The following is a 24620-nucleotide window of genomic DNA, read 5'->3' on the forward strand; positions in this document are numbered from 1 at the left end:
ATCTGACAGGATGAACGGCGAGTCGAGAGTGTGAACACGACAGTGTGAACAGCAGTGAGGAGAACGCGGTGTCTGCAATGTCGGCGGGACGGTCAGCCCTGCGGATGGGACCCGCGGAGCTGGTTCAGGCGGCGGCCATGGCCCGCCGCTTCTACCTGGAGGGCAAGTCCAAGATCCAGATCGCCGAGGAGTTCGGCGTGAGCCGCTTCAAGGTGGCCCGGGTCCTGGAGACCGCCCTCGAACGCGACCTCGTGCGCATCGAGATCCGCGTACCGGCCGAGCTGGACGCGGAGCGCTCCGACGCCCTGCGCGCCCGCTACGGGCTGCGGCACGCGGTGGTCGTGGAGTCGCCGGCCGACGCCACCGAGGACGCTCCCGACCCGGAGAACCTCGGCGCGGTCGCCGCCGACCTGCTGGGCGAGCTGGTCAACGAGGGCGACGTACTGGGCCTGGCCTGGGGCCGCTCGACCATCCACATGGCCGCCTCCCTGCACCGGCTTCCCCCGTGCACCGTGGTGCAGCTGACGGGCGTCTACGACGCCGGGACGGCCGAGCGCGGCTCCGTCGAAGCCGTCCGCCGGGCCGCCCAGGTCTCGGGGGGCGACGCGCACCCGATCTACGCGCCGATGCTGCTCCCGGATCCGGCGACCGCGGCGGCGCTGCGGAGCCAGACCGGGATCGCGCGCGCGTTCGAGTACTTCGACAAGGTGACCGTCGCGGCCGTCTCCATCGGGTCGTGGGAGCCGGGGATCTCGACCGTCCACGACATGCTGAGCGACGACGAGCGGGCCCACTACGCCTCGCTGGGCGTCGCGGCCGAGATGTCCGCCCACCTCTTCGACGCCGAGGGGCGGCGCGTGGGCCGGGACCTCGGCGAGCGGTGCATCACCGTCGAGGCGGACCGGCTGCGGCGGATCCCCGAGGTCGTGGCGATCGCGGGCGGGCTGCGCAAGGCCGCCGCCATCGGGGCCGTGCTGCGGTCGGGCCTGGTGACCAGCCTGGTCACGGACACGGCGGTCGCGGACTACCTGCTGACGGAGTCGGAGCCGGGGCTGCGTCCGGCGCTCGACCGGGCCGACCCCGACGACTGAGGCGCCCGGACCCCGCCGGACCTGCCCCTGAGCGGCCCCGAGACCCGTTCCGCCGCGGATGGTGCCGGAATTGAGATCCGAACGGCGGACCGCGCGGCGGCCTGCTGGGCGCATACTGGTTCCAATGACAAAGTCAGCAGTACCTCGCCGCCATTTGCCGTCCAGCCCGTTCAAGGCCCCCGTGGAACCGCCGCTCCGGCAGTTCAGCGTCGGCGACCGGGTTACCCACGATGAGCACGGTCTCGGCCGTGTCGTCGGAATCGAGGAGGGGATCGCCGTTCTCGTCGACTTCGGGTCGGTCCAGAAACGAATCCTGAGTCCGTACACCAAGATGGCCGCGCTCTGAGGCCACCGGACGATTCGCGAGCGAATCGGATATTTGGCACGATCGGTGCATGATCTTCGGGAATGTGCCCCGATCGTTGCTGCGTCTGCTGGGGGCCGTGTTCCTCTGTGCCGCGCTGGTCGGTGCGGCGGGCTGCGGAGGGAAGACACCCGCGCCTGCCGCCGCCAGCACCGGTGCCGAAGCGACCGTGGTCGCGCCCGCCGATCCGACCGCCGATCACCGTGACGCGCCCGGTGAGGCCCCCGGATGGGCGAAGGGCCTGGCCACCGTGCGGGCGGACGCGCTGCCGCAGCAGGCCCGGGACGTACTCGCGCTCATCGACGAGGGCGGCCCGTACCCGTACCGGCAGGACGGGACGGTCTTCGGGAACTTCGAGAAGGCCCTGCCCCGGCAGAAGCGCGGTTACTACCGCGAGTACACGGTGCGCACGCCCGGGGAGCGGGACCGCGGAGCCCGCCGGATCGTGACGGGCGACGGCGGGGAGTTCTTCTACACGGACGACCACTACGAGACCTTCAAGGCGGTTGTCCGATGACCCTGGACCCGCAGCCGCTCGCCCCCGCGCTCGCCGCCGCCGAGGAGGCGGGCTGGACGACCGTACGGCTGGACCTGGACGGCGTGCGCACCAAGGCCGAGCTGATGCGGCGGGCCGGGGACGCCTTCGGCGTGCCGCGGTGGTTCGGCGGGAACTGGGACGCGCTGGCGGACGCGGTGCGCGACCTGTCGTGGCTGCCGGACACGGCGGGGCGGCTGGTGGCGGTGACCGCCTGGCGCGGCTTCTCCGCCGCGCGGCCCGGGGACTGGGAGACGCTCCGGGAGGTCCTGGAGGAGGCCGTCGACTTCTGGCGGGAGCAGCAGGAGAAGGACGGGGCGCCGCCGCTGACGGTGCTGCTGGCCGAGCCGGGCGCTGCGCGGGGGCGGCGGCGCGGACAGGGCGGCTGAGCGCCGCCGCGGGGGAGGGGCACCGCTCCCGCGGTGCCCGCGCCTCACCGTGGTCGCGCGGCCTCCCGCAGTGTCCGCGCCCTCATCGTCGTCGCGCGGCCCCGGCCGTGCGGGATCGTGCCCGGATGGGGGGCCGGCCGCTCATCCGGGATCGGAGGGGGCGGTGTCCGGCTCCCCGGAGACGTCGGGGCCCTGGGCGCGGACCCGGTGGACCTCGGCGAGGGAGCCGCGCAGGTCCGCCAGCCAGGCCTCGGTGTTGCGCCCGACCAGGCGCACGCACCAGGCCAGGGCGTCGGCGCGGCTGCGGGCCACCCCGCCGGCCACGAGGGTGTCGAGGACCTGGCGCTCCGACTGGCGCAGGCGGGTCATCACCGGGACGGCGAGGTGGGTGAAGAGCGTGGTCTCCCCGCCCGTGCGGACGCCCCAGGCGACCTTGCGGCGGTAGAGCTCCTCGGCCTCCCGGGCCACCTCGATGCGCCGGTCCCGGGTGCGCTCGCGGAACTCCCCGACGGACTCGGTCGCCGCGACGGTGCCGACGACGGTGATCTCCTCGCGGTCGGCCGTGACCGAGACGAGGGACTCGTACACGTCCACGGGCAGGCGCTCGGCGAACCACGCGCGGAGCTGCTCGCCCTGTTCGGCTGTAATCATGTAATCAACGGTGCCTCCGATCCCCTCTTGATCGCAAGGGCCGTGCCGTGCCCGCAACCGGCCTCGACGGGCGAGCGGAGCGCGCTTCCGGGACAGTTGTCACCCGCAGTGACCGGACCCGGCGCCGGAACCGGCGCCGGACCCGGAGGGCAGCGGTTCGCCCTCCGTGCGCCCGCCGGGGCCATGGTCCCGTAGGAAAGGACCAGGCGGGCCGGTATGTCCTGGACGTTCGGCCGGGGCGGTGCGAACGCCAGCACGTGGGAGAATGAAGTACGTGCGTTTCCTCGGCTGCCCTGTCAGCCATCTAGAAGGATCCTTCGATCGACTGGGATGTTCAGCACGTGCGTTTCCTCAATGACCTGAAGCCGCCGTACGACCTGACGTACGACGATGTGTTCATGGTGCCGAGCCGCTCCGCGGTCGGTTCCCGCCAGGGCGTCGACCTCTCCGCGCCCGACGGTACCGGCACCACCATTCCGCTGGTCGTGGCCAACATGACCGCCATCGCGGGCCGCCGGATGGCCGAGACCGTCGCCCGCCGCGGCGGCATCGTCGTCATCCCGCAGGACATCCCGATCGAGATCGTCACCGACGTCATCTCCTGGGTGAAGACCCGCCACCACGTGCTCGACACCCCGATCACCCTGGCGCCCACCCAGACCGTCGCCGACGCGCTGTCCCTGCTGCCCAAGCGCGCCCACGGCGCCGGCGTCGTCGTCGACGACGAGGGCCGCCCGATCGGCGTCGTCACCGACCACGACCTGACCGGCGTGGACCGCTTCACCCAGCTCTCCGAGGTCATGTCGAAGGAGCTGCTGCTCATCGACGCGGACATCGACCCCCGCGAGGCCTTCAACAAGCTCGACGCCGGCCACCGCAAGCTGGCCCCGGCCGTCGACAAGGACGGCAAGCTCGTCGGCATCCTCACCCGCAAGGGCGCCCTGCGCGCGACCCTCTACACCCCCGCCACCGACGCGAACGGCAAGCTGCGCATCGCGGCGGCCGTCGGCATCAACGGCGACTTCGCGGCCAAGGCCAAGCAGCTGCTCGACGCGGGCGTCGACACCATCGTCATCGACACGGCCCACGGGCACCAGGAGTCGATGATCAACGCGATCAAGGCCGTCCGCGCCCTCGACCCCCAGGTCCCGATCGTGGCCGGCAACATCGTCGCCGCCGAGGGCGTCAAGGACCTCATCGAGGCCGGCGCCGACATCATCAAGGTCGGTGTGGGCCCCGGCGCCATGTGCACCACCCGCATGATGACCGGCGTGGGCCGCCCGCAGTTCTCGGCCGTACTGGAGTGCGCCGCCGAGGCCAAAAAGTACGGCAAGCACGTGTGGGCCGACGGCGGCGTCCGTCACCCGCGCGACGTGGCGATGGCGCTGGCAGCCGGCGCCTCGAACGTCATGATCGGCTCCTGGTTCGCCGGTACGTACGAGTCCCCGGGCGACCTCCAGCAGTCCGCCGACGGCCGCTTCTACAAGGAGTCCTTCGGCATGGCCTCGGCGCGCGCCGTGCGCAACCGGACCTCCGAGGAGTCCGCCTACGACCGCGCCCGCAAGGCGCTCTTCGAGGAGGGCATCTCCACCTCGCGCATGTTCCTCGACCCGGCCCGCCCCGGCGTCGAGGACCTGATCGACTCGATCATCGCGGGCGTCCGCTCCTCCTGCACCTACGCCGGCGCCGGCTCCCTCGCGGAGTTCGAGGAGAAGGCCGTGGTCGGCATCCAGTCCGCCGCCGGCTACGCCGAGGGCAAGCCGCTGCACGCCAGCTGGAGCTAGGCCGCCTCTTTCGGATCCTGCCGGGCCCGGACCGGCACGGTCCGCCCGCACGCGCCGCTCACCGTGGCCCCGGCCGTCCCCCCGCGGGGCCGCCCGGGGCCACGGGCGCACCCGGGGGCGGAGGCCTCCCGGCCCCGGGCGGCCCGCCTCCCCGCCGGAGTCCTCAGGGCCCGGAACGGCCGTCCGCGGGAAGGGAACTGTGCACCCCCGCACGGTACTTGGGGATTCGCACCGTGACCTTCATGCCCGCGCCGACCCCCGTCTCCACCACCAGGCCGTAGGGGTCCCCGTACACCTGCCGCAGGCGCTCGTCGACGTTGGGCAGCCCGATGCCCGACGAGGAGCCGACCCGCTCCCCGGCCAGAATCCGGCGCAACAGGGCGGGGTCCATCCCGACGCCGTTGTCCTCCACCGTGATCACCGCCTCCGGGCCCGCGTCCCGGGCGGCGATCGTGATCCGGCACTCCTCGGTGGAGTCCTCCAAACCGTGCTTCACGGCGTTCTCCACCAGCGGCTGCAGGCACAGGAACGGCAGCGACACCGGCAGCACCTCCGGCGCCACCTGCAAGGTCACCTTCAGCCGGTCCCCGAACCGGGCACCCGCCAGGGCGAGGTACTGCTCGATGGAGCGCAACTCGTCCGCGAGGGTGGCGAAGTCCCCGTGCCGGCGGAAGGAGTACCGGGTGAAGTCCGCGAACTCCAGCAGCAGTTCCCGGGCCCGCTCCGGATCGGTCCGCACGAACGAGGCGATCGCCGCCAGCGAGTTGAAGATGAAGTGCGGCGATATCTGCGCCCGCAGCGCCTTGATCTCCGCTTCCATCAGCCGCGTCCGCGAGCGGTCCAGCTCCGACAGCTCCAGCTGTACGGAAACCCACCGCGCGACCTCGGTCGCCGCCCGCACCAGCACCGCGGACTCCCGCGACCCGTAGGCCACCAGCGCGCCCAGCATCCCGTCCTCGCCGGTGAGCGGCGCCACCACCGCCCACTTCAGCGGGCACTCCGGCCGCTCGCAACCGGTCCGCGCGCTCTGGCTGCGGCCCGAGTCCAGCATCACCGCGACCCGGGCCATCGCCCGCCGCTCGTGATGGTCGGCGCCCGGCCCGTCCCAGGCCAGTACGGCCTCCCGGTCGGTCAGGCACAGCGCCTCCGTACCCAGCAGCGAGCGCAGCCGCCGGGCGGCCTTGCGGGCGGCGTCCTCGGTCAGCCCCGCGCGCAGCGGGGGAGCGGCCAGCGAAGCCGTGTGCAGCGTGTGGAAGGTGGCCCGCTCCACCGGGGTCCCGAGGTCCAGCGCCGTCCCCCGGCCGCCCCGCCGGGCGTGCCGCCGGCCCGCCGCCCAGCCCGCGCCGAGCAGCAGGGCCGCGCCCGCCGCCGCCAGCACGGCGAGGACCGCCGCCGTCACCGGACACCGCCCGCCCGGCTCCCGGCCACGTCCTCCGGCAGGTGCAGCCGCGCCAGGACGGCCGCCGTGCCCCCCGGTACGCGCGAACGGGTGCCCAGGGACACCAGCACCATCGTCAGGAACCCCAGCGGCACCGACCAGGCCGCCGGCCATGCCAGGAGCGTGTGCACCCAGCCCGCCGGGGCCAGCCCCGCCCGCGTCGCCAGCACCGCGCCCAGCGCCGCCCCGCCCCCGGCGACCAGCCCCGCCACCGCACCCGGCGGCGTCAGCCCGCGCCACCAGATCCCCAGCACCAGCAGCGGGCAGAACGACGAGGCCGACACGGCGAACGCCAGCCCCACCGCATCCGCCACCGGCACGTCCCGGGCCGCCGCGCTCCCGGCCAGCGGCACCAGGACCGCCACCGGCACCGCCCAGCGGAAGCTGCGCACCGACCGCGCCGGCAGCACGTCCTGGTGCAGCACCCCGGCCACCGCCATGGTGAGCCCCGACGCCGTCGACAGGAACGCCGCGAAGGCGCCCCCGGCCAGCAGCGCCCCCAGCAGCTCCCCGAGCAGCCCGCCCAGCATCCGCTCCGGCAGCACCAGCACCGCCGCGTCCGCGTCGCCGGTCAGGGCCAGTTCGGGAGCGTAGATCCGGCCCAGCGCCCCGTACACCGGCGGCAGCAGGTAGAAGACGCCGACCAGGGCGAGCACCACCAGCGTGGTGCGGCGCGCGGCCCGCCCGTTGGGGCTCGTGTAGAAGCGCACCGCCACGTGCGGCAGCCCCATCGTCCCGAGGAAGGTCGCGAGGATCAGCCCGTACGTCGCGTACAGCCGGTGCTCGCGGCGGTCCCCGGACAACGGCTCCGACCAGCTGGACACGCCCGGCCCGGCCTCCGCCCGGGTCTCGGGGACGGGGGTGCCGGGCGCGAACTCCAGCCGTGCGCCCGCCCGTACGGCGTGCGGTCCGGCGTCGAGGACCAGCGGGGCCGCGTCGTGCTCACGGCCGTCCACCTGCCCCGTGACCGTCAGCGCGAGCGGCGCGTCCACCGACAGCCGGACGTCCTCGGCCACCGTGACGGTGGTCTGCCCGCGGAAGACGGCCGCGGCGTCGAAGGAGGCGCGCGGGGCGCCGTCCCCCGCCCAGGCGGCGACCAGGAAGAAAGCCGGGACCAGCAGCGCGGTCAGCTTGAGCCAGTACTGGAAGGCCTGGACGAAGGTGATGCTGCGCATCCCGCCGGCGGCCACGGCGCAGCTCACCACGACGGCGACGACCACCCCGCCCACCCAGTGCGGGGCCCCCGTCAGGACCTCCAGGGTCAGCCCGGCGCCCTGCAACTGCGGCAGCAGGTACAGCCAGCCGACACCGACCACGAACAGCACCGCGATCCGCCGCACCGCCCGCGACTCCAGCCGGGCCTCGGCGAAGTCGGGCAGGGTGTACGCGCCCGAGCGGCGCAGCGGCGCCGCCACCAGGACGAGCAGCACCAGGTACCCGGCGGTGTAGCCCACCGGGTACCAGAGCATCTCGGGGCCCTGGAGCAGCACCAGCCCGGCCACCCCGAGGAAGGAGGCCGCGGAGAGGTACTCCCCGCTGATGGCGGCCGCGTTCAGCCGGGGCCCCACCGTGCGCGAGGCGACGTAGAAGTCCGAGGTGGTCCGCGAGATCCGCAGCCCCAGCGCGCCCACCAGGACGGTCACCAGGACGACGCCGGCGACCGCGGTCAGCGCGTACGTCTGGTTCACCTGGCGGTCCTTCGACTGGGGAGGTGACCGGAGTCTATGCACGCCCGCGCCCGGGCGACAGGCGTGGGTCAGAGCGCCGGATCGCGGTGCTCGGCGCAGTCGCGCAGGGCGATCTCCAGCTCCACGTACGACTCCTCCGCGCGCCGGAAGGCCAGCGTCAGCGCCGCCTCCGCCCGGGGCGGCACCTGGTCGCGAACGCCCTCGCCCGCCTCGTACAGGAGGTCGGCCCAGCGGGCGGCGGCGCTCCGCAGCCGGGCCAGCAGCGCCTCCGCCTCGGCGGGGCCGCAGGGCCGGGTGCGGGGCAGCCCGGTCAGGGCGTCGAGCAGCGCGTGGATGTCGGACATCTCGCTCCTCCCGCGCCGGACGAGCCACGATACGCGCGGGCGGCGGGGCCGCCCGTCGGCCGCCCCGGCGGTGCGGCCGCCGGCGCCGACGCGTCGCCGGACGCCCGCCCGCGCACGACGAACGGCACGTCCCGCCGCGGCGGGCGGTCGCTCCCGCGGCGGGCGGTCGCCTCCCCACCGGGCGGTCGGTCCCGCAGCGGCCGGCCGGCCGGGCGGGGTCCGGTCCGCCTCAGCCGGTCGCCCGGCGCATGAGCAGCTCCCGCAGCTCCCGCGCGTGCCGTCGGCTCACCTGCAACTCCGCGGCCCCGACCCGGACGCTGGTGGTGCCCGCGTCCAGCCGGAGCTCGTCTATCCGGGCCAGCGCGACGAGGTGCCTGCGGTGGATCCGGACGAAGCCGCGGGCCGCCCAGCGCTCCTCCAGCGTGGACAGGGGGATGCGGACCAGGTGGCTGCCCCCGTCGGTGTGCAGCCGGGCGTAGTCGCCCTGCGCCTCCACGTGGGCGATGTCGGCGATGGCCACGAAGCGGGTGACCCCGCCCAGTTCCACCGCGATCTGGTCCGGGGCCCGGTCGGCCACGGCGACCTCGGCGCCCGGACGCCGCGGTGCCGCAGCGGCCGGCGGGGGCTGGGGCTGGGGCCCGTACGGGCCGCCCGCGAAGGACGCGCCGGGCGGGGGCCCGGCGTCGGCCGGGTCCGCCCCGGTCCGGCCCGACAGGGCGCACGCGCGCCGTACGGCCTCGGCCAGCCGTTCCGGGCGTACGGGCTTCAGTACGTAGTCCACGGCCTTGAGGTCGAAGGCCTGTACGGCGAAACCCTCGTGGGCCGTGACGAACACGATCAGCGGCGGACGGGCGAACCCGGCCAGCAGCCGGGCGATGTCCAGACCGGTCAGCCCGGCCATGTGGATGTCGAGGAAGACCACGTCGATGCCGTCGGCCCCGTCGGGTCCGCCCTCCAGGGCCCGGGTGATCCTGCGCAGGGCCCCGGTGGCGTCCGAGGCGCCCTCCGCGCTGTGCACCCGGGGGTCGGAGCGCAGCAGGAAGAGGAGCTCCTCCAGCAGCGGCTTCTCGTCGTCGACGGCCAGTACGCGCACCATGCGGCCGAGTGTAGGCACCGGCCCGCCGGGACGGAACGGTGCGCGACCCCCGCCCGGGGGGAGGGGGAGGGGGGCGGGGGCCGCGCGGTCCGGTCGGTGGGGGGAGGGAGCGGGACGGGGAGGGAGCCGCGGTTCGGCTCCCGTGCCGCGGTGGGAGCCGTACTCGCGGGGCGTGGGCCGGGGCTACGGGACGGCAGCCGGGCCCACAGGGCGTGAGCCGGGCTACGGGACGGCAGCCGGGTCCTTCGGGACGGCAGCCGGGGCTACGGGACGTTGATCAGCTTGCCGTCGGGGGAGACCGCGTACCAGGTGCCGCCCACGCCCTGGCCGTTGGTGTCGCCGGGCTCCTTGTCACCGGTGAAGGTGTAGACCGGCCAGCAGTCGACGGTCTGCTGCTTCTTGCCGTCCGGCCGGTCCATGACCCGGTAGTTCCGCTCGGTGATCCCCTTCGCGTTCGCCTTGTCCACCGGGGGCACCACCGGCCACTTGGCCAGGCAGTCGCCGGTGCACTTGGAGACCATCGGCCACGCCGTGTCCGGCTTGAACCGGTACACGGTCATGCCCTTGCCGTCGACGATGTGCTCGCCCAGCTCGGGGTCCTTGGCCACGGACAGCGCCGCGTCCGCCGCGACCGGGTCCGCACCGCCCGCACCGCCCGCACCGTCCGAGCCGCCCGCGTCCGGGGCCGGAGCGGGCGCCGGGGCGTCCTTCGCCGCCTTCTTGCCGTCCGCGGCGAGCGCGAACCACACGCCGCCGACGCCCTGGCCGTTGAGGTCGCCCGGCTTGGCGTCCTTGTTGAAGCGGTACGCGGGCCAGCCCCCCACCGTCAGCTGCTTGGTGCCGTCGGTGCGCACCACCTCGCCCAGCACCGCCGGGTCCATACCGGCCGCGGCGGTGACGTCGCCGGCGGCGACCACCGGCCAGGTCTTGGCGCAGTCCCCGTCGCAGTTGGACTTCGGCGGCTTCGCGGTGTCCTTGTCGAAGCGGTAGAGCGTCAGCCCGGCGCTGTCGGTGAGGACCGACCCGAGCCGGTCGCTCGCGGCGAGGGCCAACTGCCCGGCGGGCACGGCCCCCGCGGCCCCGGCGCCGCCGGCGGCGTCAGCCGCCGCGTAGGCGTCCTGGGAGGAGGCGGCACCGGCGGGCGCGGTGGTGTCGGAGGCCTTGTCGTCCGTCGGGCCGCAGGCCGTCACCGCCAGGGCGACGGCGATCGCTGCCGCTGCAAGGGTGGTTCCGCGCTTCATGCCCATCTTGATCTCTCCCACGTGTGTGTCCGTCGTGTCGCCCCCCGCCGGAGCGGCGGCAACTGTGCTCAGGACACGCGGTGGTGGCAGGGATACGTTCAAGGCGGCCGGTGTGGGCTCTTTCACTCACCCCGGGGCGAACCCGGCGCGCCTCAGGGCCGTGACCACAGCGAGGCCGAGGACCTGGTGTCCGGCGTCGTTGGGGTGGAGCCCGTCCGCCAGGTGCTCGGGACCGAGCAGGTCCCGGCCCGGGAGCACGGCGAGCCGCTCGTCCCCGGCGGCGATCCGGTCCCGGGCGGCGCGCTCCATCGCGTCGCGCAGGGCGCCCAGGGTGGCGCCGAGCCGGTTCGGGGTCCGCTCGGCATCGGGCCGCAGGACGGGGGAGACCAGCAGCAGCGGGGTCCGGGGGTGGCCCTGGCGGACCAGGTCGAGGAACGCGCGGGTGGTCTCGTACAGCAGGGGCGCGGAGAAGGGCACCCGGGACCAGCAGTTGGTGCCGAAGGCGAGGGTGAGGACGTCGGCGGGCAGCCCGGCGAGCTGCTCGGCCGTGGCCAGCTCGCCCCGGGCGGCCCCCGCGTACCCGAGGTTCACGGTGTCCCATCCCAGCGCCCGGCCGGTGACCGCGGGCCAGCCGTGGGCGGGGCGGGTGGACCACCAGCCCTCGGTGATGGAGTCGCCGTGCACCACCCAGCGCGGGGCGGGCGGCGCCGGGGCCAGCGCGCCGCCGATCCCGCGCAGGCCCAGGACCAGGGGGGACTGCGTCTCGGGCGGGTGGATGGTGAAGGGGCCCGCCCCGCCGCGCAGTTCGATCCGTACGACGGACTCCGCGGACGGCTCGGTGAACACCTCCGATACCACCCCGTGCCGGTCCCACAGGGCGAAGCCGTGGGCGAGGTCGCGCAGCGCGTCGGTGGGGCCGGGCAGCGTCGCCCGGTAGCGGACCTCCACCGCCCGCGCGCTCTCGGTGGTGAACTCCAGCCGGACCCCGATGGGCAGGGTGGCGCGCTCGCCCGTGTCCCACGGCAGCCGCATGGTGTCCGCCGGGTCGGCCCGCACCGGGCGCCCCTCGTCCAGCCAGGAGACGCCGCGCAGGAACGGTTCGGGATCCTGCCACCCCTCGTCTGTGCCCGTCGGGCTCACTCTTCGCCTCCGATCGTCGGATACGGGAACGCCGTGCCGGCCCCGCCGTCCACCACCGGCGCCCGCCCGCCCTCCGGGAGGCCGGCGGGCGTGCCGGAGCGCGCTGCCCCCGACGGCCGGTGTGCGCCCTCCGCGGGGCCCGCACCGCCCCCGGGGGCGCCGCCTTCACTCGTACCCCGCCGGGGTGCTTTCCACCGCCCGCCGTGCCGGGCGGAGCGCCCGGGACGGCCTGCCGGTACCCGGACCGTGTCCCCGTCCACGGCGGAACGCCGCGGCACGTCTGACGAGGTGTCAAGGAAGGCCTTCGAGGGGTGCAGCGCAGCGATCGATCATCCGCGCGCAACAAAGGACCATCCAGGACAGATCCGCGCAACGATTGTGCGCCAACGTGCAAGGATGGTGCATTACGGGCGGTATCACTCAGCTCGTAGGCTCACTCGCTGTACGTGGAGTGGCGTGGACCGCCTGCTCGGCGGTCCCCCATGCCCAGGCTCTGCCTGCTCCTGCTCCGGACCGCTGCGGTCGACGCCTGAATCCCCACCCGCAGTGACAAAGGAGTCCCCTCGTGCTCGATCACGGCCAGGCGCCGACGCTCACGTCCGAGCCCCGCAGGCCCGCGCACCCGCTGCTGCGCCGCAAGCCCGTCGAGCAGCTGGTCGCCGAGGGCGGCCAGGGTGAGGGCGGAGCGCTCAAGCGCTCGCTCACCATGTGGCAGCTGACGATGATCAGCATCGGCGCCACCCTGGGCACCGGCATCTTCGTCGTCCTCGGCGAGGCCACCCCGATCGCCGGCCCCGCCGTCTTCATCGCCTTCATCGTGGCCGGCCTGACGGCGCTGTTCTCGGCGCTCTCCTACGCCGAGCTCGCGGGCTCCATCCCGGTCTCGGGGTCCTCGTACTCCTACGCCTACGCCACGATGGGCGAGCTCGTCGCCTGGGTCTGCGGCTGGTGCCTGATCCTGGAGTACGGCGTCTCGGTCGCGGCCGTCGCCGTCGGCTGGGGCCAGTACCTCAACGAGCTCCTCGACGGCACGATCGGCCTGACCATCCCCGAGGGCTTCTCCGCCCCGCTCGGCGAGGGCGGCTACATCAACCTGCCGGCCCTGGTCGTGGTCCTGCTGTGCATGGTCTTCCTGCTCCGCGGGGCCAAGGAGAGCGCCCGGATCAACTCGATCATGGTCGGCGTCAAGATCGTCACGCTCGTGCTCTTCTGCGTCATCGGCTTCATGGGCATCAAGGCGGGCAACTACACCCCCCTCGCCCCGCTCGGCGTCACAGCGATCAGCACCGCCGCCTCCATGCTCTTCTTCTCGTACATCGGCTTCGACGCCGCCTCCACCGCCGGTGAAGAGGCCAAGAACCCGAAGAAGGACCTGCCCCGCGCGATCATGCTCTCGCTGGGCATCGTCACCGCGCTGTACTGCCTGGTCGCCCTGGTCGCGGTCGGCGCCATGCCGTGGCAGGACTTCGAGGGCAGCGAGGCCGCCCTGGCCAAGATCATGGAGAACGTCACCGGACACGCCTTCTGGAGCGTCGTCCTCGCCGCCGGCGCGGTCGTCGCCATCGCCAGCGTCGTCTTCGCCGTCCTCTACGGCCAGACCCGCATCCTCTTCGCGATGTCCCGCGACGGCCTGATGCCGAAGGCCTTCGCCAAGGTCGACCCGAAGACCGGCACCCCGCGCGTCAACACGATCATCGTCTGCCTCTTCTGCGGCATCCTGGCCGCCACCATCCCGCTCGGCGAGCTGGCGAACGCCACCAGCATCGGCACCCTCTTCGCCTTCGGCCTCGTCAACGTCGCGGTCGTCATCCTGCGCTACACCCGCCCCGACATGAACCGCACCTTCAAGGTGATGCTCTTCCCCGTCACCCCGATCCTCGGCTTCCTCTTCTGCGGCTACCTGATGACGGAGCTGCCGGCGGTCACCTGGGCCGTGTTCGGTGGCTGGATGGCGGTCGGGCTCGTGCTCTACTTCTTCTACGGCATGCGCCGCTCCAGCCTGGCCACTGTCGCCTCCCTGGCCGCCACGGCCGTGGAGGCCGCTGAAGAGAAGTGATCCACCCTCTGTGCGACTGAACGATCTCGACGAACGCATCGTGCACGCCCTCGCCGAGGACGCCCGCCGCTCCTACGCGGACATCGGCTCGGAGGTCGGGCTCTCCGCCCCCGCCGTGAAGCGGCGCGTGGACCGGCTCCGCGCCGAAGGCGCCATCACCGGCTTCACCGTCCGGGTGGACCCGGCGGCCATGGGCTGGGAGACCGAGGGCTTCATCGAGATCTACTGCCGCCACAACACCTCGCCGGACGACATCCGGCGAGGCCTGGAGCGCTACCCCGAGGTGGTGTCCGCGTCGACCGTCACCGGCGACGCGGACGCCCTGGTGCAGGTCTTCGCCTCCGACATGCGGCACTTCGAACGGGTGCTGGAGCGGATCGCCGGGGAGCCCTTCGTCGAGCGCACCAAGTCGGTACTGGTGCTGTCGCCGCTCCTGCGGCGGTTCACCTCGGGGGCGCCGGCCTGAGCGGACCCCCGCGGACCCCCGCGGGCCCCGGCGGCCCGTGGGACGGCCCGGCGGGAGCGGCGCGCGAAGTGGGGCCCGGCCGGAGCCCCGGGGGCCGGAGCCGGTCAGCGACGGCCCGCGAGGGCGGGCCGCCCGTCCTCCAGGAGGGCCCGGCGCTCCTCCTCCGTCAGACCGCCCCAGACGCCGAACGGCTCCCGGGTGCTCAGCGCGTGCTCCAGGCAGGCCGTCCGGACCGGGCATCCTCCGCAGACCCGCTTGGCGGCGGCATCCCGCTCCTCGCGGTCGTCGCCCCGTTCACCGGCCGGGTGGAAGAACCGGGCGGAGCCGAGCTCCCGACAGGCGGCACGGGCCTGCCACTCCCAGGAGTGGTGCGTGGAGCCGGGAAGGCGTGCGACGTCGGTCATGGCAGTTCCTCTCCGTGGGTTGACCCCGCGTGTGACCGCTGGGCGGTCCGCGAAACCCCGCCGCAGCAAACCCGGCGCGGGTCGGGGTGCCTCCGCCTCCTTGACGGCACCCGGCCGCCCGACGAAACTGCGGGAGACGGCCACGACGGCCTGCGCGGTCACCGCGCGAGGACAGGAACGGGGGGCGCGGCCGGTGCGAACGGCTCCTCCCGCGACACCCACCCCGGCTCCCTCCCCGGTACGCACCCCGGCGCAGGCGCTGCGCCGCTGGTGGCTCACCCGGCGCCTGCACATCGACCTCCTGCGCGTGTGCAGCGCGTTCGGCCCGCGCGGCTGATCTCCGGACCCGTACCCGACCGGCCCGCACCCGGCCCCGCCCGCACCGGGGGCCCCGCGCCGCCACCCCGTACCCGGTACGCCGAGGAGACGACCGCCCCGGCCGCGCGCCCGCCGCGCCGCCGCGCGCCGGTGTGTCCCGGCGGCCCCGCGCCAGACCCTGGAGAGCCATGCCGCCCACCGTCCTGCCCCGCACCGTCCTGCCCCGCCCCGCTCCGGCCCCCGCCCCGCGCGGCCGGATCGGGGCCGGCTTCTGCCCGGCCCCGTACCGCTACCACCTGTACCTCGCCGCCGGCTGTCCCCGCTCCGAGCAGGTCGCCGAGGCCCACGCCCGGCTGGGCCTGCAGGACACCCTGGCCGCCACCGTCCTCGGCGCCGACAGCCGGGCCCCCGGACACACCGCCCTGCGGCGGGCCTACGAGGCGGCCGGCCACCACTACGGCGGCACCCTGACGGTCCCCGCCCTCTGCGACACCTGGAGCGGCCGCGTCGTCTCCAACCACACCCCCGACATCCTCGAAGACCTGCACTTCCTGAGCGCCCACCCGGCCTTCCGCGCGGTCCGCTGAAGGGGCTCCCCGGGAGGTCCACGAGGGGTCCACGAGGGGTCCACGAGGGGTCCACGAGGGGTCCACGAGGGCCAAGGAAGGCCGTACGCAACGAATCGCCGGACAAGCCGCACAACACGCAACGAATCGATGCGCCCAGCGCAACGGTCACGGCTTGTCCCCGTCGAACGCGCGAACGTACCGTCGTAGGACCCCACCCCTCCTGCCACAGAGGTAGTCCATGCCCCCGCTGCGCACCGCCCTCCTCCAGAGCTCCGGACGGCTCGGTGACACCGCCGACAACCTGAAGACGCTCGACGAGGCCGCAGAGCGTGCCGCACAGCGCGGGGCCGGTCTCCTGGTGACCTCGGAGATGTTCCTCACCGGCTACGCCCTCGAGGTCCAGGACATCGCCGATCTCGCCGAACCGGCCGACGGCCCGTCCGCCCGCGCCATCGGCGAGATCGCCCGCCGCCACGGGGTCGCCGTCCTGTACGGCTACCCCGAGCGCGCCGCGGGTGCCGTGTTCAACGCGGCGCAACTCGTCGGCCCCGACGGCGCCCGGCTCGCGAACTACCGCAAGACCCACCTCTTCGGCAGCTTCGAGCAGGGGGCCTTCACCCCCGGCGACGCCCCCGTCGTCCAGGCCGACCTCGGCGGCCTCCGCGTCGGCATCATGATCTGCTACGACGTGGAGTTCCCCGAGAACGTCCGGGCCCACGCCCTCGCCGGCACCGACCTCCTCCTGGTGCCGACGGCGCAGATGCATCCCTTCCAGTTCGTCGCCGAACAGCTCGTCCCCGTACGGGCCTTCGAGAACCAGATGTACATCGCGTACGTCAACCGCACCGGCCCGGAAGGCGAGTTCGAGTTCGTCGGACTCAGCTGCCTGGCGAGCCCCGACGGGATCACCCGCACCCGGGCCGGACGCGGCGAGGAGCTGGTGTTCGGCGAGGCCGACCCCGAGCTGCTGAACGCCTCGCGCACGACCAACCCGTACCTGCGCGACCGTCGCCCCGGGCTCTACGCCTCCCTCGTCTGAGACCACTTCCCCCCAGCCTGCCGCCCGCAAGGAGCCGTACCCCATGACGTCCACGGTGCCCACCACCGCCGTCCCGCACAGCGACGGACAGCCGCCGATCACCATGTTCGGCCCGGACTTCCCGTACGCGTACGACGACTTCCTCGCCCACCCGGCGGGCCTGGGCCAGATACCGGCCACCGAGCTCGGTACCGAGGTCGCCGTCATCGGCGGCGGGCTGTCCGGCATCATCTCCGCCTACGAGCTCATGAAGATGGGCCTCAAGCCCGTCGTCTACGAAGCCGACCAGATCGGCGGCCGGCTGCGGACCGTCGGCTTCGAGGGCGCCGGAACCGAGGAGCTCACCGCGGAGATGGGCGCCATGCGCTTCCCGCCGTCCTCCACGGCCCTGCAGCACTACATCGACCTCGTCGGCCTCGTCACCGAGCCCTTCCCGAACCCGCTGTCCGAGGCCACCCCCTCCACGGTCGTGGACCTCAAGGGCGAGTCCCACTACGCCGAGACCATCGCCGACCTCCCGCAGGTCTACCGCGACGTCGCCGAAGCGTGGAACGCCTGCCTCGACGAGGGCGCCGACTTCTCCGACATGAACACCGCGATGCGCGAGCGGGACGTCCCGCGCATCCGCGAGATCTGGGCGAAGCTCGTCGAGAAGCTCGACGACGAGACCTTCTACGGGTTCCTCTGCAAGTCCGAGGCCTTCCAGTCCTTCCGCAAGCGCGAGATCTTCGGCCAGGTCGGCTTCGGCACGGGCGGCTGGGACACCGACTTCCCCAACTCCATCCTGGAGATCCTGCGCGTCGTCTACACCGAGGCCGACGACCACCACCGCGGCATCGTCGGCGGCTCGCAGCAGCTGCCCCTGCGCCTGTGGGAGCGCGAGCCCGAGAAGATCGTCCACTGGGCCCAGGGCACCTCGCTGTCCTCCCTGCACGACGGCGCCCCGCGCCCGGCGGTCACCCGCCTGCACCGCACGGCCGGCAACCGCATCACGGTCACCGACTCCTCCGGCGACATCCGCACCTACCGCGCCGCGATCTTCACGGCGCAGTCGTGGATGCTGCTGTCGAAGATCGAATGCGACGACACGCTCTTCCCGATCGACCACTGGACGGCGATCGAGCGCACCCACTACATGGAGTCCAGCAAGCTCTTCGTCCCCGTTGACCGGCCGTTCTGGCTGGACAAGGACGAGGAGACGGGGCGCGACGTCATGTCGATGACCCTCACCGACCGCATGACCCGCGGCACCTACCTGCTGGACAACGGCCCGGACAAGCCGGCCGTCATCTGTCTCTCGTACACCTGGTGCGACGACAGCCTGAAGTGGCTGCCGCTGTCGGCGAACGAGCGGATGGAGGTCATGCTGAAGTCCCTCGGCGAGATCTACCCGAAGGTCGACATCCGCCGCCACGTCATCGGCAACCCGGTGACCGTGTCCTGGGAGAACGAGCCCTACTTCATGGGCGCGTTCAAGGCCAACCTGCCGGGCCACTACCGCTACCAGCGCCGCCTGTTCACCCACTTCATGCAGGACCGCCTCCCCGAGGACAAGCGCGGCATCTTCCTCGCGGGCGACGACATCTCCTGGACGGCCGGCTGGGCCGAGGGCGCGGTCCAGACCGCCCTGAACGCGGTCTGGGGCGTCATGCACCACCTCGGCGGCTCCACCGACGCCGCCAACCCGGGTCCGGGCGACCGCTACGACGACATCGCCCCGGTCGAACTTCCGGAGGACTGACCCCGAAGGGGACCCGCCCCCCCCGCAGACCACGGGCCGCCACCGCGCACGAACGCGGCGGCGGCCCGTTCCCGTGCCGCGGCCCCGCCACGACCGGGGGCGGGACCGGGCCCACGACCGGAACGGGCGGACACGGGGCCGCGCCCGGCACGGGACCCTGGCGGTCAGCCGTGGCCGGCCTGGTCAGCGGCCGCGCGCGGCCGCCGGACCGCCGTGGTCAGCGGCAGGCCGCGGCGAGGGACCTCAGCGGGGCCGGGGGCCGCAGCGGCGCCGGTGTCAGCAGACAGCGGCCGACCAGGCCGACTCCCGCGTCGAGGGAGTCGCGGAACTCCTCGGCCAGGCCGGGGGAGCGGCGCAGGGCCCACAGCAGCCGGGCCGCCGCCCAGGCGCCCGCGCGGGCGCGGTCCAGGCTCCAGGAGCCGACCAGGTGGGTCAGGGGGTCGGCGACCTCCAGGAGGTCCGGGCCCGGCATCAGCTCCTCGCGGATGTGCTCCTCCAGCGCGACCAACGTGTCGCCCACCCGGTCGAAGTCCGCTTCGAGAGCCGCCGGTTCGCACTCCAGGACGCGGCAGGTCGACACCACCGCCACCGCCAGGTCGTGGCCGATGTGCGCATTGATCCCGGCCAGGGCGTGCTGGAGCGGGCGGACCCCGGGGTGGCGCCGGTACTGCAGGAGCGGGCGCCAGCAGGCCGGCGCCCGGTCCGACTCCACCGCCGCCAGGTACCGCTCGGCGAAGCGGACGCTCAGGGTCTGCGCCCGCGCCGGGGCGGGGAAGGCGCCGCCCTCGATGCGCCGGTACAGGGTTTCGGTCACGGTCAGGTAGACCCGGTTGAAGACGGCGACACCGTCCTGCGGCGGGAGCCGCTCGTCCAGGGCGCGCATCCGCGCCAGCACCGCTTCCATGGGAGGCAGGGTCGCAGGCGCCGACCCGGATGCGGGGAACTTGGCCGTGCGCTTCGCCGGTTCGGGCGAAAGCCCGTCAACGCGGCGTGTCCCGCCCGTCCTGATCGTCGTACGTCGACGTGCCCGCGTCGAGCAGCGGCTCCTGCTGCTTGAGGTGCGCGGGGGCGAAGTACCGCAGCGCGTGGTAGCCCGTGATCACCACGATCGTGCCCAGCGCGATGCCGCCGAGCTCGAAGCTGTCGGTGATCTGGAGCTTGACCCCGCCGATGCCGATGATGATGCCCGCCGCGGCGGGCACCAGGTTCAGCGGATTGCGCAGGTCCACCCGGCCGTTCAGCCAGATCTGGGCGCCGAGGAGGCCGATCATGCCGTACAGGATGACGGTGATGCCGCCGAGGACCCCGCCCGGGATCGCGGCGACGACCGCGCCGAACTTCGGGCACAGGCCGAAGAGCAGGGCGAAGCCCGCCGCCGCCCAGTACGCCGCAGTGGAGTAGACGCGGGTGGCGGCCATGACGCCGATGTTCTCGGAGTACGTGGTGTTCGGCGGGCCGCCGACGGCCGTGGACAGCATCGACGCCGCGCCGTCGGCCGCGATCGCGGTGCCGAGCTTGTCGTCGAGCGGGTCGCCGGTCATCTCGCCGACCGCCTTGATGTGCCCGGCGTTCTCCGCGATCAGCGCGATCACCACCGGCAGGGCGATCAGGATCGCCGACCACTCGAAGGCCGGGGCGTGGAAGGCGGGCAGCCCCACCCAGTCGGCCCTGCCGACCCCCGAGAGGTCCAGGCGCCAGTGGTCCACGGCCTCCGCCCCGCCCGCCGGGGAGTGGATCTTGCCGAAGACGAGGTCGAAGACCCAGGAGATCCCGTACCCGAAGACCAGCCCGAGGAAGATCGCGATGCGCGACCAGAATCCGGGCAGGCACACCACGGCCAGTCCCGTGAACGCCATGACCAGCAGCGCCGTCCACTGGTCCTGCGGCCAGTACGTCGAGGCCGTCACCGGCGCCAGGTTGAAGCCGATCAGCATCACGACCGCGCCGGTCACCACCGGCGGCATCGCCGCGTGGATGATCCGCGCCCCGAAGCGCTGCACGGCCAGGCCGACGAGGAAGAGCGCCACACCGACGACGAAGACCGCCCCGGTGACCACCCTGCTGTCCCCGCCGCCCGCCCGGATCGCCGCGGCGACGCCGACGAAGGAGAGCGAGCAGCCCAGGTACGACGGCACCCGGCCGCGCGTCGCCAGGAGGAAGACGATCGTCGCGACGCCGGACATCATGATGGCGAGGTTCGGGTCCAGGCCCATCAGGACCGGCGCCACGAAACTCGCGCCGAACATCGCCACCACGTGCTGGGCGCCCAGACCGGCGGTCCGCGGCCACGACAACCGCTCGTCCGGCCGGACCACCGCGCCGGGGGCGGGGGTCCGCCCGTCTCCGTGCAGGGTCCAGCGCACGCCGAGGCCCATGTTCCACCACTTCCGTTCCGCCGTGTGATCAAGCATCCGGGCCGCCGGGCGGCCAGCGGTATTTTACGGCTGGATTCCGGCAGGTTCGTCCCGATTGGTCTTGGCGGTCCCCGCTGCGGCCGCCTTCGGCCGCAGCACGGCGGCCCCCACGACCAGTGCGAAGGCCAGCACGGTGACCAGACCGAAGGAGACCACGAGCGAGGTGGCGTCCGCCACCGCGCCGATGGCCGACGGCGCGATCAGACCCGAGGTGTACGTGATCGTCGCGACGCCGGCGATGGCCTGCGCCGGGGCCGGGCCGCTGCGTGCCGCGGCCGCGAAGGCCAGCGGGACCACGACCGCGATGCCCAGCCCGATCAGCCCGAAGCCGGCCATCGCCGCCGCGGGATGCCCCGCCGAGACCACCAGCAGTCCGCCCGCGGTGGCCAGCACCCCGCCCGCCCGGACCGTGGGCACCGGGCCGAAGCGGTCCACCACCCGGTCCCCGACGAGCCGGGCGACCGCCATGGTGAGCGCGAACGCCGTGGTGGAGGCCGCGGCCAGGCCGGCGTCCGTGTCCAGCACGTCCCGCAGGTACACCGCAGACCAGTCCAGGCTCGCGCCCTCGGCGAAGACCGCGCAGAAGCCGACGGCGCCGATCAGCAGCGCGGACCTCGGCGGCAGCGCGAAGTGCGGCGGCGCCTGCGCCCCCTGGTCGCTCCTCAGGTCCAGGACCCCTTGGACGGCGACCAGCCCGGCCGCGGTGAGCGCGAGCGCGGCGATCAGGTGGTGCAGCCGCGCGTCGGCGCCCGCGTGCGCCGCGACCGTACCGGCCGCCGAACCGAGCAGGGCTCCCACGCTCCACATGCCGTGCAGCGAGGACATGACCGAGCGGCCGAGCCGGTTCTCCGTCTCCACGCCCAGCGCGTTCATCGCCACGTCCGACATCCCCGACGTGGCCCCGTAGACGAAGAGCGCTAAGCAGAGCGTCGGCAGGTTCGGGGCGAGGCTCGGCAGGATCAGCGACAGCGTCCACATCGCGAGCAGCGCCCGCAGCGCCGCGCGCGCCCCGAAGCGGTGGTTGACCCGTCCGGCCAGCGGCATCGCCAGCGCCGCGCCGAGGGCGGGGAAGGCGAGCGCGAGCCCCAGGGTGCCCGCGCTGAGCTGCGCATGGTCCTGGATCCAGGGGATGCGGGTGGCGAAGGAGCCGGTCACGGCGCCGTGGGCGCAGAAGACGGCGGCGATCGCGAAGCGGGCGTGGCGCAGGCGCGCCGGGCTGAGGTCGGTTTCCCCGGTCATGGCGCATAAACTATCAGGGACCCTGCCTGATGGTTAGTGAGTTCGACTCCCTAGGATGACGCCGTGACCCCTGCCCCCACCCCGGCCCCGTCTCCGTCGCCCACCCCGGCGCCGTCTCCCGCCTCGCCCAGCACGGCACGCGCCATCAACGACCGGCTCGCCCTGCAACTCCTCCAAGAGGCCGGGGCGCTGACGGCCACCCAGCTCAAGACCAGGACCGGCCTCTCCCGACCCTCGGTCGCCGACCTCGTCGAGCGGCTCACCGAAGCCGGGCTCATCCAGGTCGTGGGGGAGTCCGGGGAACAGCGCCGCGGCCCCAACGCCAAGCTGTACGGGATCGTCGCCCACCGCGCCCACCTCGCCGCCCTCGACGTACGGACCGACAGCGTCACCGCCGTCATCACGGACCTGCTCGGCCGACCCCTCGCCGAGACGGCCCTCCCCGTCGGCCACCCCGACGACGCCGTGGCCGCCCTGCTGCGCACCGCCGGCGACGCGGGCGCCGCGGCCCTGCACACCGTCGTCATCGGCGCCCCGGGGCTCGTCGCCCCCGCCACCGGAGAACTGCGCGACACCACCGGGCTGCCCGCCTGGCACCGCGACCTGGTGACGGCCCTCCAGCGGAGCCTGCCCGCCGTGGTGGTCGTGGAGAACGAGACCAACCTGGCCGCCCTCGCCGAGCAGCGCCTCGGCGCCGCCCGCGACCTGGACTCCTTCGTCCTGCTGTGGCTGGGCGCGGGCGTCGGCGCGGCCGTGGTGCTGGACGGCCGGCTGCGCCGCGGCGCCTCGGGCGGGGCCGGCGAGATCGGCTTCCTCCCGGTCCCCGGCACCGGCGGCCTGCCGTCGGCCACCGACTGCGGCGGCGGCTTCCACGCACTGGCGGGCCGGGACGCGGTGACGGCACTCGCCCGCGAGCACGGCTTCGACGGCCCGGCGGAGCAGGCCGTGGCGGGGGCGGCGGGGGAGGGGTTCCTGGACGCCCTGGCCGAGCGGCTGGCGCTGGGCGCGGCGGCGGTCGCGGCGATCCTGGACCCCGGCTGCGTGGTGCTGGCCGGTGAACTGGGCCTGGCGGGCGGCCCGCCGCTGGCGGCCCGAGTCTCCCGCCGCCTGACGACGCTCACCCCCCTCCCGACGGAGGTCCGCGCCACGGCCCTGGGCGGCCCGGCGGTCCTGGCGGGAGCCAGACTGGCGGCGCGGGAGTCGGCGCAGGAGGTGCTGTTCGGGGGGTGAGGGGGCGGGGGGCTTCGGCGGGGCGGGGGCTTTGAGGGTGGGGCGGGGGTGGTGGGGGCGGGGGCTTCGGCGGGGCGGGGGTGGGCGGGTGTGGGGGTTTCCCGTCAGTCTCATCGTCTCTCCGGGTCGGGCCGGTCCCTCAAGGGCGCTCCTCCTTCGTCGTCGCGTCGCTTCGCGATGTCGCTGCGCTCCACCCTTGACCGACCGTCCCGCCCCGGACATACGAAGACTGTCGGGAACCCCCCAAAGGAACGGGCCGGGGGGAGCAGTCCACATCGGCCCTGGCCAGGGAAGGGCGGGCCGGCTTCGGGGCGCGTCAGATCGCTACGCGCTTCTCTTTGCTTGGCGGCTGCGGTCCGTCTGGGGCTCATGTAGCGGGCAGGTAGTCCAGGCGGGGCCCAGGGCACGCCTTTCCGGACCGGGCAGCCGGGTACCTGCGCCAAACAGCGGTGAGATGACCCTGGCGGCAGTCCGGCCGGGCCTCACGCAACAGATCGCTACGCGCTTCCCTCGGTCGAGCGTCCGACCGCCGTCCCCCCACCCAAGACCCCGCCAGCGGGTCACTACCCCGCCGCAGGCGTCCGTTTGGGTTGGGAATGGGCTGTGTTGGAGCGTGAGGTTAATGAATCCGACCTCACGCTCCACCATCTGATCGCTTACCTCTCGCCCGGCCGAAGCCCCGCCCCCACACCCCCGCCCCGCCCCCGAAGCCCCACCCCCACCCACCCCTTGACCCAGTTAGTGATTGAGCACTAACTTTGAACCATGGCAAGGATGAGCGCAGACGAGCGGCGTGAGAGCGTCATTCGCGCGGCGATGCACGAGTTCGCGCGCGGGGGTTACTACGGGACCTCCACCGAGGCGATCGCCAAGCGGGTGGGTGTCTCGCAGCCGTACCTCTTCCGGCTCTTCCCCAACAAGCAGGCGATGTTCCTCGCCGCCGCCGCGCGCTGCATGGAGGACGTGCGGGTCGTCTTCGAGGAGGCCGCGAAGGGGATCGGGGACCAGGATGCGGTGCAGGTCATGGGGGCGGCGTACATGCAGCTCATCACCGAACAGCCCGACAAGCTCCAGATGCAGCTCCAGATCTACGTGACCGTGGCCGCCGCCGAAGCCGCCGGCGAGCCCGAGTTCGGGGAGATGGTGCGCGCCGCCTGGATGGAGCTGTGGGACACCGTGCACCTGCCCCTCGGGGCCGATGTCGGGGAGACCACCACCTTCCTGGCGTACGGGATGCTCATCAACACCCTCGCCGCCATGGGCTTCCCACCGGGCCACCGGGTGTGGGACGGCTGCTACCCGTCGGTCCAGCCCCAGCCCCAGCCCCAGCCCCAGCCCCGGCCCGCGCCCGCGTCCGCGCCCGAGCCGCACGTCAAGGAGTAG

Annotated in this window: 24 protein-coding genes; 13 read left to right on the top strand and 11 right to left on the bottom strand. The window is 73.8% G+C overall.

Going from position 1 to position 24620, the window contains the following annotated elements:
• Positions 1–77: 77 nt before the first annotated feature.
• The 4 genes from ACFWU6_RS12685 (at position 78) to ACFWU6_RS12700 (ending at position 2379) form a co-directional block, all read left to right on the top strand.
• Complete coding sequence (locus ACFWU6_RS12685; protein WP_383806451.1) at positions 78–1091, top strand: sugar-binding transcriptional regulator; 1014 nt, start codon at positions 78–80, stop codon at positions 1089–1091.
• A gap of 124 nt (positions 1092–1215) precedes the next feature.
• The gene (locus ACFWU6_RS12690; RefSeq protein ID WP_031145007.1) at positions 1216–1437 is read left to right on the top strand and encodes a CarD family transcriptional regulator; all 222 of its coding nucleotides are present in this window, start codon (positions 1216–1218) and stop codon (positions 1435–1437) included.
• Between the two features lie 49 nt (positions 1438–1486).
• Positions 1487–1972, top strand: a complete 486-nt coding sequence (locus ACFWU6_RS12695; RefSeq protein ID WP_383980785.1) for a ribonuclease domain-containing protein — start codon at positions 1487–1489, stop codon at positions 1970–1972.
• Entirely contained in the window at positions 1969–2379 is a 411-nt protein-coding gene (locus ACFWU6_RS12700; RefSeq protein WP_383980787.1) for a barstar family protein, read from the top strand. Before ACFWU6_RS12695 ends, ACFWU6_RS12700 begins: the two co-directional genes overlap by 4 nt.
• Before the next feature lie 141 nt (positions 2380–2520).
• Here ACFWU6_RS12700 and ACFWU6_RS12705 read toward each other — a convergent pair whose 3' ends face one another.
• Entirely contained in the window at positions 2521–3030 is a 510-nt protein-coding gene (locus tag ACFWU6_RS12705; RefSeq protein ID WP_383980789.1) for a hypothetical protein, read from the bottom strand.
• Positions 3031–3371: 341 nt separating this feature from the next.
• On the opposite strand from ACFWU6_RS12705, the gene ACFWU6_RS12710 reads away from it, so the two are divergent.
• Entirely contained in the window at positions 3372–4814 is a 1443-nt protein-coding gene (locus ACFWU6_RS12710; RefSeq protein WP_383806385.1) for a GuaB1 family IMP dehydrogenase-related protein, read from the top strand.
• Positions 4815–4977: 163 nt separating this feature from the next.
• On the opposite strand, the gene ACFWU6_RS12715 is transcribed toward ACFWU6_RS12710, so the two are convergent.
• The 6 genes from ACFWU6_RS12715 to ACFWU6_RS12740 form a co-directional block, all read right to left on the bottom strand.
• Positions 4978–6213, bottom strand: a complete 1236-nt coding sequence (locus ACFWU6_RS12715; RefSeq protein WP_383980791.1) for a histidine kinase — start codon at positions 6211–6213, stop codon at positions 4978–4980.
• Positions 6210–7940 carry a cation acetate symporter gene (locus tag ACFWU6_RS12720; protein WP_383980793.1) on the bottom strand — a complete coding sequence of 577 codons (1731 nt, stop codon included), beginning with the start codon at positions 7938–7940 and terminating at the stop codon, positions 6210–6212. Before ACFWU6_RS12720 ends, ACFWU6_RS12715 begins: the two co-directional genes overlap by 4 nt.
• A 68-nt stretch (positions 7941–8008) precedes the next feature.
• The gene (locus ACFWU6_RS12725) at positions 8009–8284 is read right to left on the bottom strand and encodes a hypothetical protein (RefSeq protein WP_383980794.1); all 276 of its coding nucleotides are present in this window, start codon (positions 8282–8284) and stop codon (positions 8009–8011) included.
• Between the two features lie 229 nt (positions 8285–8513).
• A complete protein-coding gene (locus ACFWU6_RS12730) occupies positions 8514–9380 on the bottom strand; it encodes a LytR/AlgR family response regulator transcription factor (protein WP_383806376.1) in 867 nt (288 codons plus the stop codon).
• 263 nt (positions 9381–9643) lie between these two features.
• Positions 9644–10627 carry an SCO0930 family lipoprotein gene (locus ACFWU6_RS12735; RefSeq protein ID WP_383980819.1) on the bottom strand — a complete coding sequence of 328 codons (984 nt, stop codon included), beginning with the start codon at positions 10625–10627 and terminating at the stop codon, positions 9644–9646.
• Positions 10628–10747: 120 nt separating this feature from the next.
• Positions 10748–11761, bottom strand: coding sequence for a GDSL-type esterase/lipase family protein (locus ACFWU6_RS12740; protein ID WP_383980796.1), 1014 nt, complete (start codon positions 11759–11761; stop codon positions 10748–10750).
• A gap of 565 nt (positions 11762–12326) precedes the next feature.
• Between ACFWU6_RS12740 and ACFWU6_RS12745 the strand changes: the two genes are divergently transcribed.
• Together ACFWU6_RS12745 and ACFWU6_RS12750 are read left to right on the top strand one after the other, a co-directional pair.
• Positions 12327–13817 (top strand): amino acid permease, encoded by a 1491-nt coding sequence (locus tag ACFWU6_RS12745; RefSeq protein WP_383806371.1) that lies wholly within the window; start codon positions 12327–12329, stop codon positions 13815–13817.
• Positions 13818–13827: 10 nt separating this feature from the next.
• A complete protein-coding gene (locus tag ACFWU6_RS12750) occupies positions 13828–14283 on the top strand; it encodes an Lrp/AsnC family transcriptional regulator (protein WP_007262967.1) in 456 nt (151 codons plus the stop codon).
• Positions 14284–14387: 104 nt separating this feature from the next.
• Here ACFWU6_RS12750 and ACFWU6_RS12755 read toward each other — a convergent pair whose 3' ends face one another.
• Positions 14388–14687, bottom strand: a complete 300-nt coding sequence (locus ACFWU6_RS12755; RefSeq protein ID WP_383806368.1) for a WhiB family transcriptional regulator — start codon at positions 14685–14687, stop codon at positions 14388–14390.
• A 193-nt stretch (positions 14688–14880) separates the two neighbouring features.
• Between ACFWU6_RS12755 and ACFWU6_RS12760 the strand changes: the two genes are divergently transcribed.
• The 4 genes from ACFWU6_RS12760 to ACFWU6_RS12775 all read left to right on the top strand — a co-directional run bounded on the left by ACFWU6_RS12760 (position 14881) and on the right by ACFWU6_RS12775 (position 18354).
• Complete coding sequence (locus ACFWU6_RS12760) at positions 14881–15024, top strand: hypothetical protein (RefSeq protein WP_383806365.1); 144 nt, start codon at positions 14881–14883, stop codon at positions 15022–15024.
• Between the two features lie 169 nt (positions 15025–15193).
• Positions 15194–15592: a hypothetical protein gene (locus ACFWU6_RS12765; protein WP_383806362.1), complete on the top strand. Its 399-nt coding sequence runs from the start codon at positions 15194–15196 to the stop codon at positions 15590–15592.
• 220 nt (positions 15593–15812) lie between these two features.
• A complete protein-coding gene (locus ACFWU6_RS12770; RefSeq protein WP_383980798.1) occupies positions 15813–16613 on the top strand; it encodes a carbon-nitrogen hydrolase family protein in 801 nt (266 codons plus the stop codon).
• A 43-nt stretch (positions 16614–16656) separates the two neighbouring features.
• Positions 16657–18354, top strand: a complete 1698-nt coding sequence (locus ACFWU6_RS12775; protein ID WP_383806356.1) for a flavin monoamine oxidase family protein — start codon at positions 16657–16659, stop codon at positions 18352–18354.
• Positions 18355–18571: 217 nt separating this feature from the next.
• Here the strand turns inward: ACFWU6_RS12775 and ACFWU6_RS12780 are convergent, their stop codons facing one another.
• The 3 genes from ACFWU6_RS12780 to ACFWU6_RS12790 form a co-directional block, all read right to left on the bottom strand.
• The gene (locus tag ACFWU6_RS12780; protein WP_383980800.1) at positions 18572–19258 is read right to left on the bottom strand and encodes a DUF5995 family protein; all 687 of its coding nucleotides are present in this window, start codon (positions 19256–19258) and stop codon (positions 18572–18574) included.
• Between the two features lie 76 nt (positions 19259–19334).
• The gene (locus tag ACFWU6_RS12785; protein WP_383806445.1) at positions 19335–20729 is read right to left on the bottom strand and encodes a uracil-xanthine permease family protein; all 1395 of its coding nucleotides are present in this window, start codon (positions 20727–20729) and stop codon (positions 19335–19337) included.
• A 63-nt stretch (positions 20730–20792) separates the two neighbouring features.
• A complete protein-coding gene (locus ACFWU6_RS12790) occupies positions 20793–22007 on the bottom strand; it encodes an MFS transporter (RefSeq protein ID WP_383980802.1) in 1215 nt (404 codons plus the stop codon).
• 63 nt (positions 22008–22070) lie between these two features.
• Here ACFWU6_RS12790 and ACFWU6_RS12795 point away from each other — a divergent pair, with 63 nt between their 5' ends.
• Positions 22071–23237 (top strand): ROK family transcriptional regulator, encoded by a 1167-nt coding sequence (locus ACFWU6_RS12795; protein WP_383980804.1) that lies wholly within the window; start codon positions 22071–22073, stop codon positions 23235–23237.
• A gap of 765 nt (positions 23238–24002) precedes the next feature.
• Positions 24003–24620: a TetR/AcrR family transcriptional regulator gene (locus tag ACFWU6_RS12800; protein WP_383980806.1), complete on the top strand. Its 618-nt coding sequence runs from the start codon at positions 24003–24005 to the stop codon at positions 24618–24620.

Origin of the sequence: Streptomyces sp. NPDC058674, from assembly GCF_042716505.1 — a bacterium.
Taxonomy (GTDB): Bacteria; Actinomycetota; Actinomycetes; order Streptomycetales; family Streptomycetaceae; genus Streptomyces.

Excerpts from the sequence above, each read along its gene's own strand:
- ACFWU6_RS12690 (WP_031145007.1), top strand. The coding sequence starts at position 1,216 with ATGACAAAGTCAGCAGTACCTCGCCGCCATTTGCCGTCCAGCCCGTTC.
- ACFWU6_RS12730 (WP_383806376.1), bottom strand. The coding sequence starts at position 9,380 with ATGGTGCGCGTACTGGCCGTCGACGACGAGAAGCCGCTGCTGGAGGAG.
- ACFWU6_RS12780 (WP_383980800.1), bottom strand. The coding sequence starts at position 19,258 with ATGGAAGCGGTGCTGGCGCGGATGCGCGCCCTGGACGAGCGGCTCCCG.
- ACFWU6_RS12790 (WP_383980802.1), bottom strand. The coding sequence starts at position 22,007 with ATGACCGGGGAAACCGACCTCAGCCCGGCGCGCCTGCGCCACGCCCGC.
- ACFWU6_RS12770 (WP_383980798.1), top strand. The coding sequence starts at position 15,813 with ATGCCCCCGCTGCGCACCGCCCTCCTCCAGAGCTCCGGACGGCTCGGT.
- ACFWU6_RS12700 (WP_383980787.1), top strand. The coding sequence starts at position 1,969 with ATGACCCTGGACCCGCAGCCGCTCGCCCCCGCGCTCGCCGCCGCCGAG.
- ACFWU6_RS12725 (WP_383980794.1), bottom strand. The coding sequence starts at position 8,284 with ATGTCCGACATCCACGCGCTGCTCGACGCCCTGACCGGGCTGCCCCGC.
- ACFWU6_RS12785 (WP_383806445.1), bottom strand. The coding sequence starts at position 20,729 with ATGGGCCTCGGCGTGCGCTGGACCCTGCACGGAGACGGGCGGACCCCC.
- ACFWU6_RS12695 (WP_383980785.1), top strand. The coding sequence starts at position 1,487 with ATGATCTTCGGGAATGTGCCCCGATCGTTGCTGCGTCTGCTGGGGGCC.
- ACFWU6_RS12705 (WP_383980789.1), bottom strand. The coding sequence starts at position 3,030 with ATGATTACAGCCGAACAGGGCGAGCAGCTCCGCGCGTGGTTCGCCGAG.
- ACFWU6_RS12735 (WP_383980819.1), bottom strand. The coding sequence starts at position 10,627 with ATGGGCATGAAGCGCGGAACCACCCTTGCAGCGGCAGCGATCGCCGTC.
- ACFWU6_RS12765 (WP_383806362.1), top strand. The coding sequence starts at position 15,194 with ATGCCGCCCACCGTCCTGCCCCGCACCGTCCTGCCCCGCCCCGCTCCG.
- ACFWU6_RS12755 (WP_383806368.1), bottom strand. The coding sequence starts at position 14,687 with ATGACCGACGTCGCACGCCTTCCCGGCTCCACGCACCACTCCTGGGAG.
- ACFWU6_RS12775 (WP_383806356.1), top strand. The coding sequence starts at position 16,657 with ATGACGTCCACGGTGCCCACCACCGCCGTCCCGCACAGCGACGGACAG.
- ACFWU6_RS12800 (WP_383980806.1), top strand. The coding sequence starts at position 24,003 with ATGGCAAGGATGAGCGCAGACGAGCGGCGTGAGAGCGTCATTCGCGCG.
- ACFWU6_RS12685 (WP_383806451.1), top strand. The coding sequence starts at position 78 with ATGTCGGCGGGACGGTCAGCCCTGCGGATGGGACCCGCGGAGCTGGTT.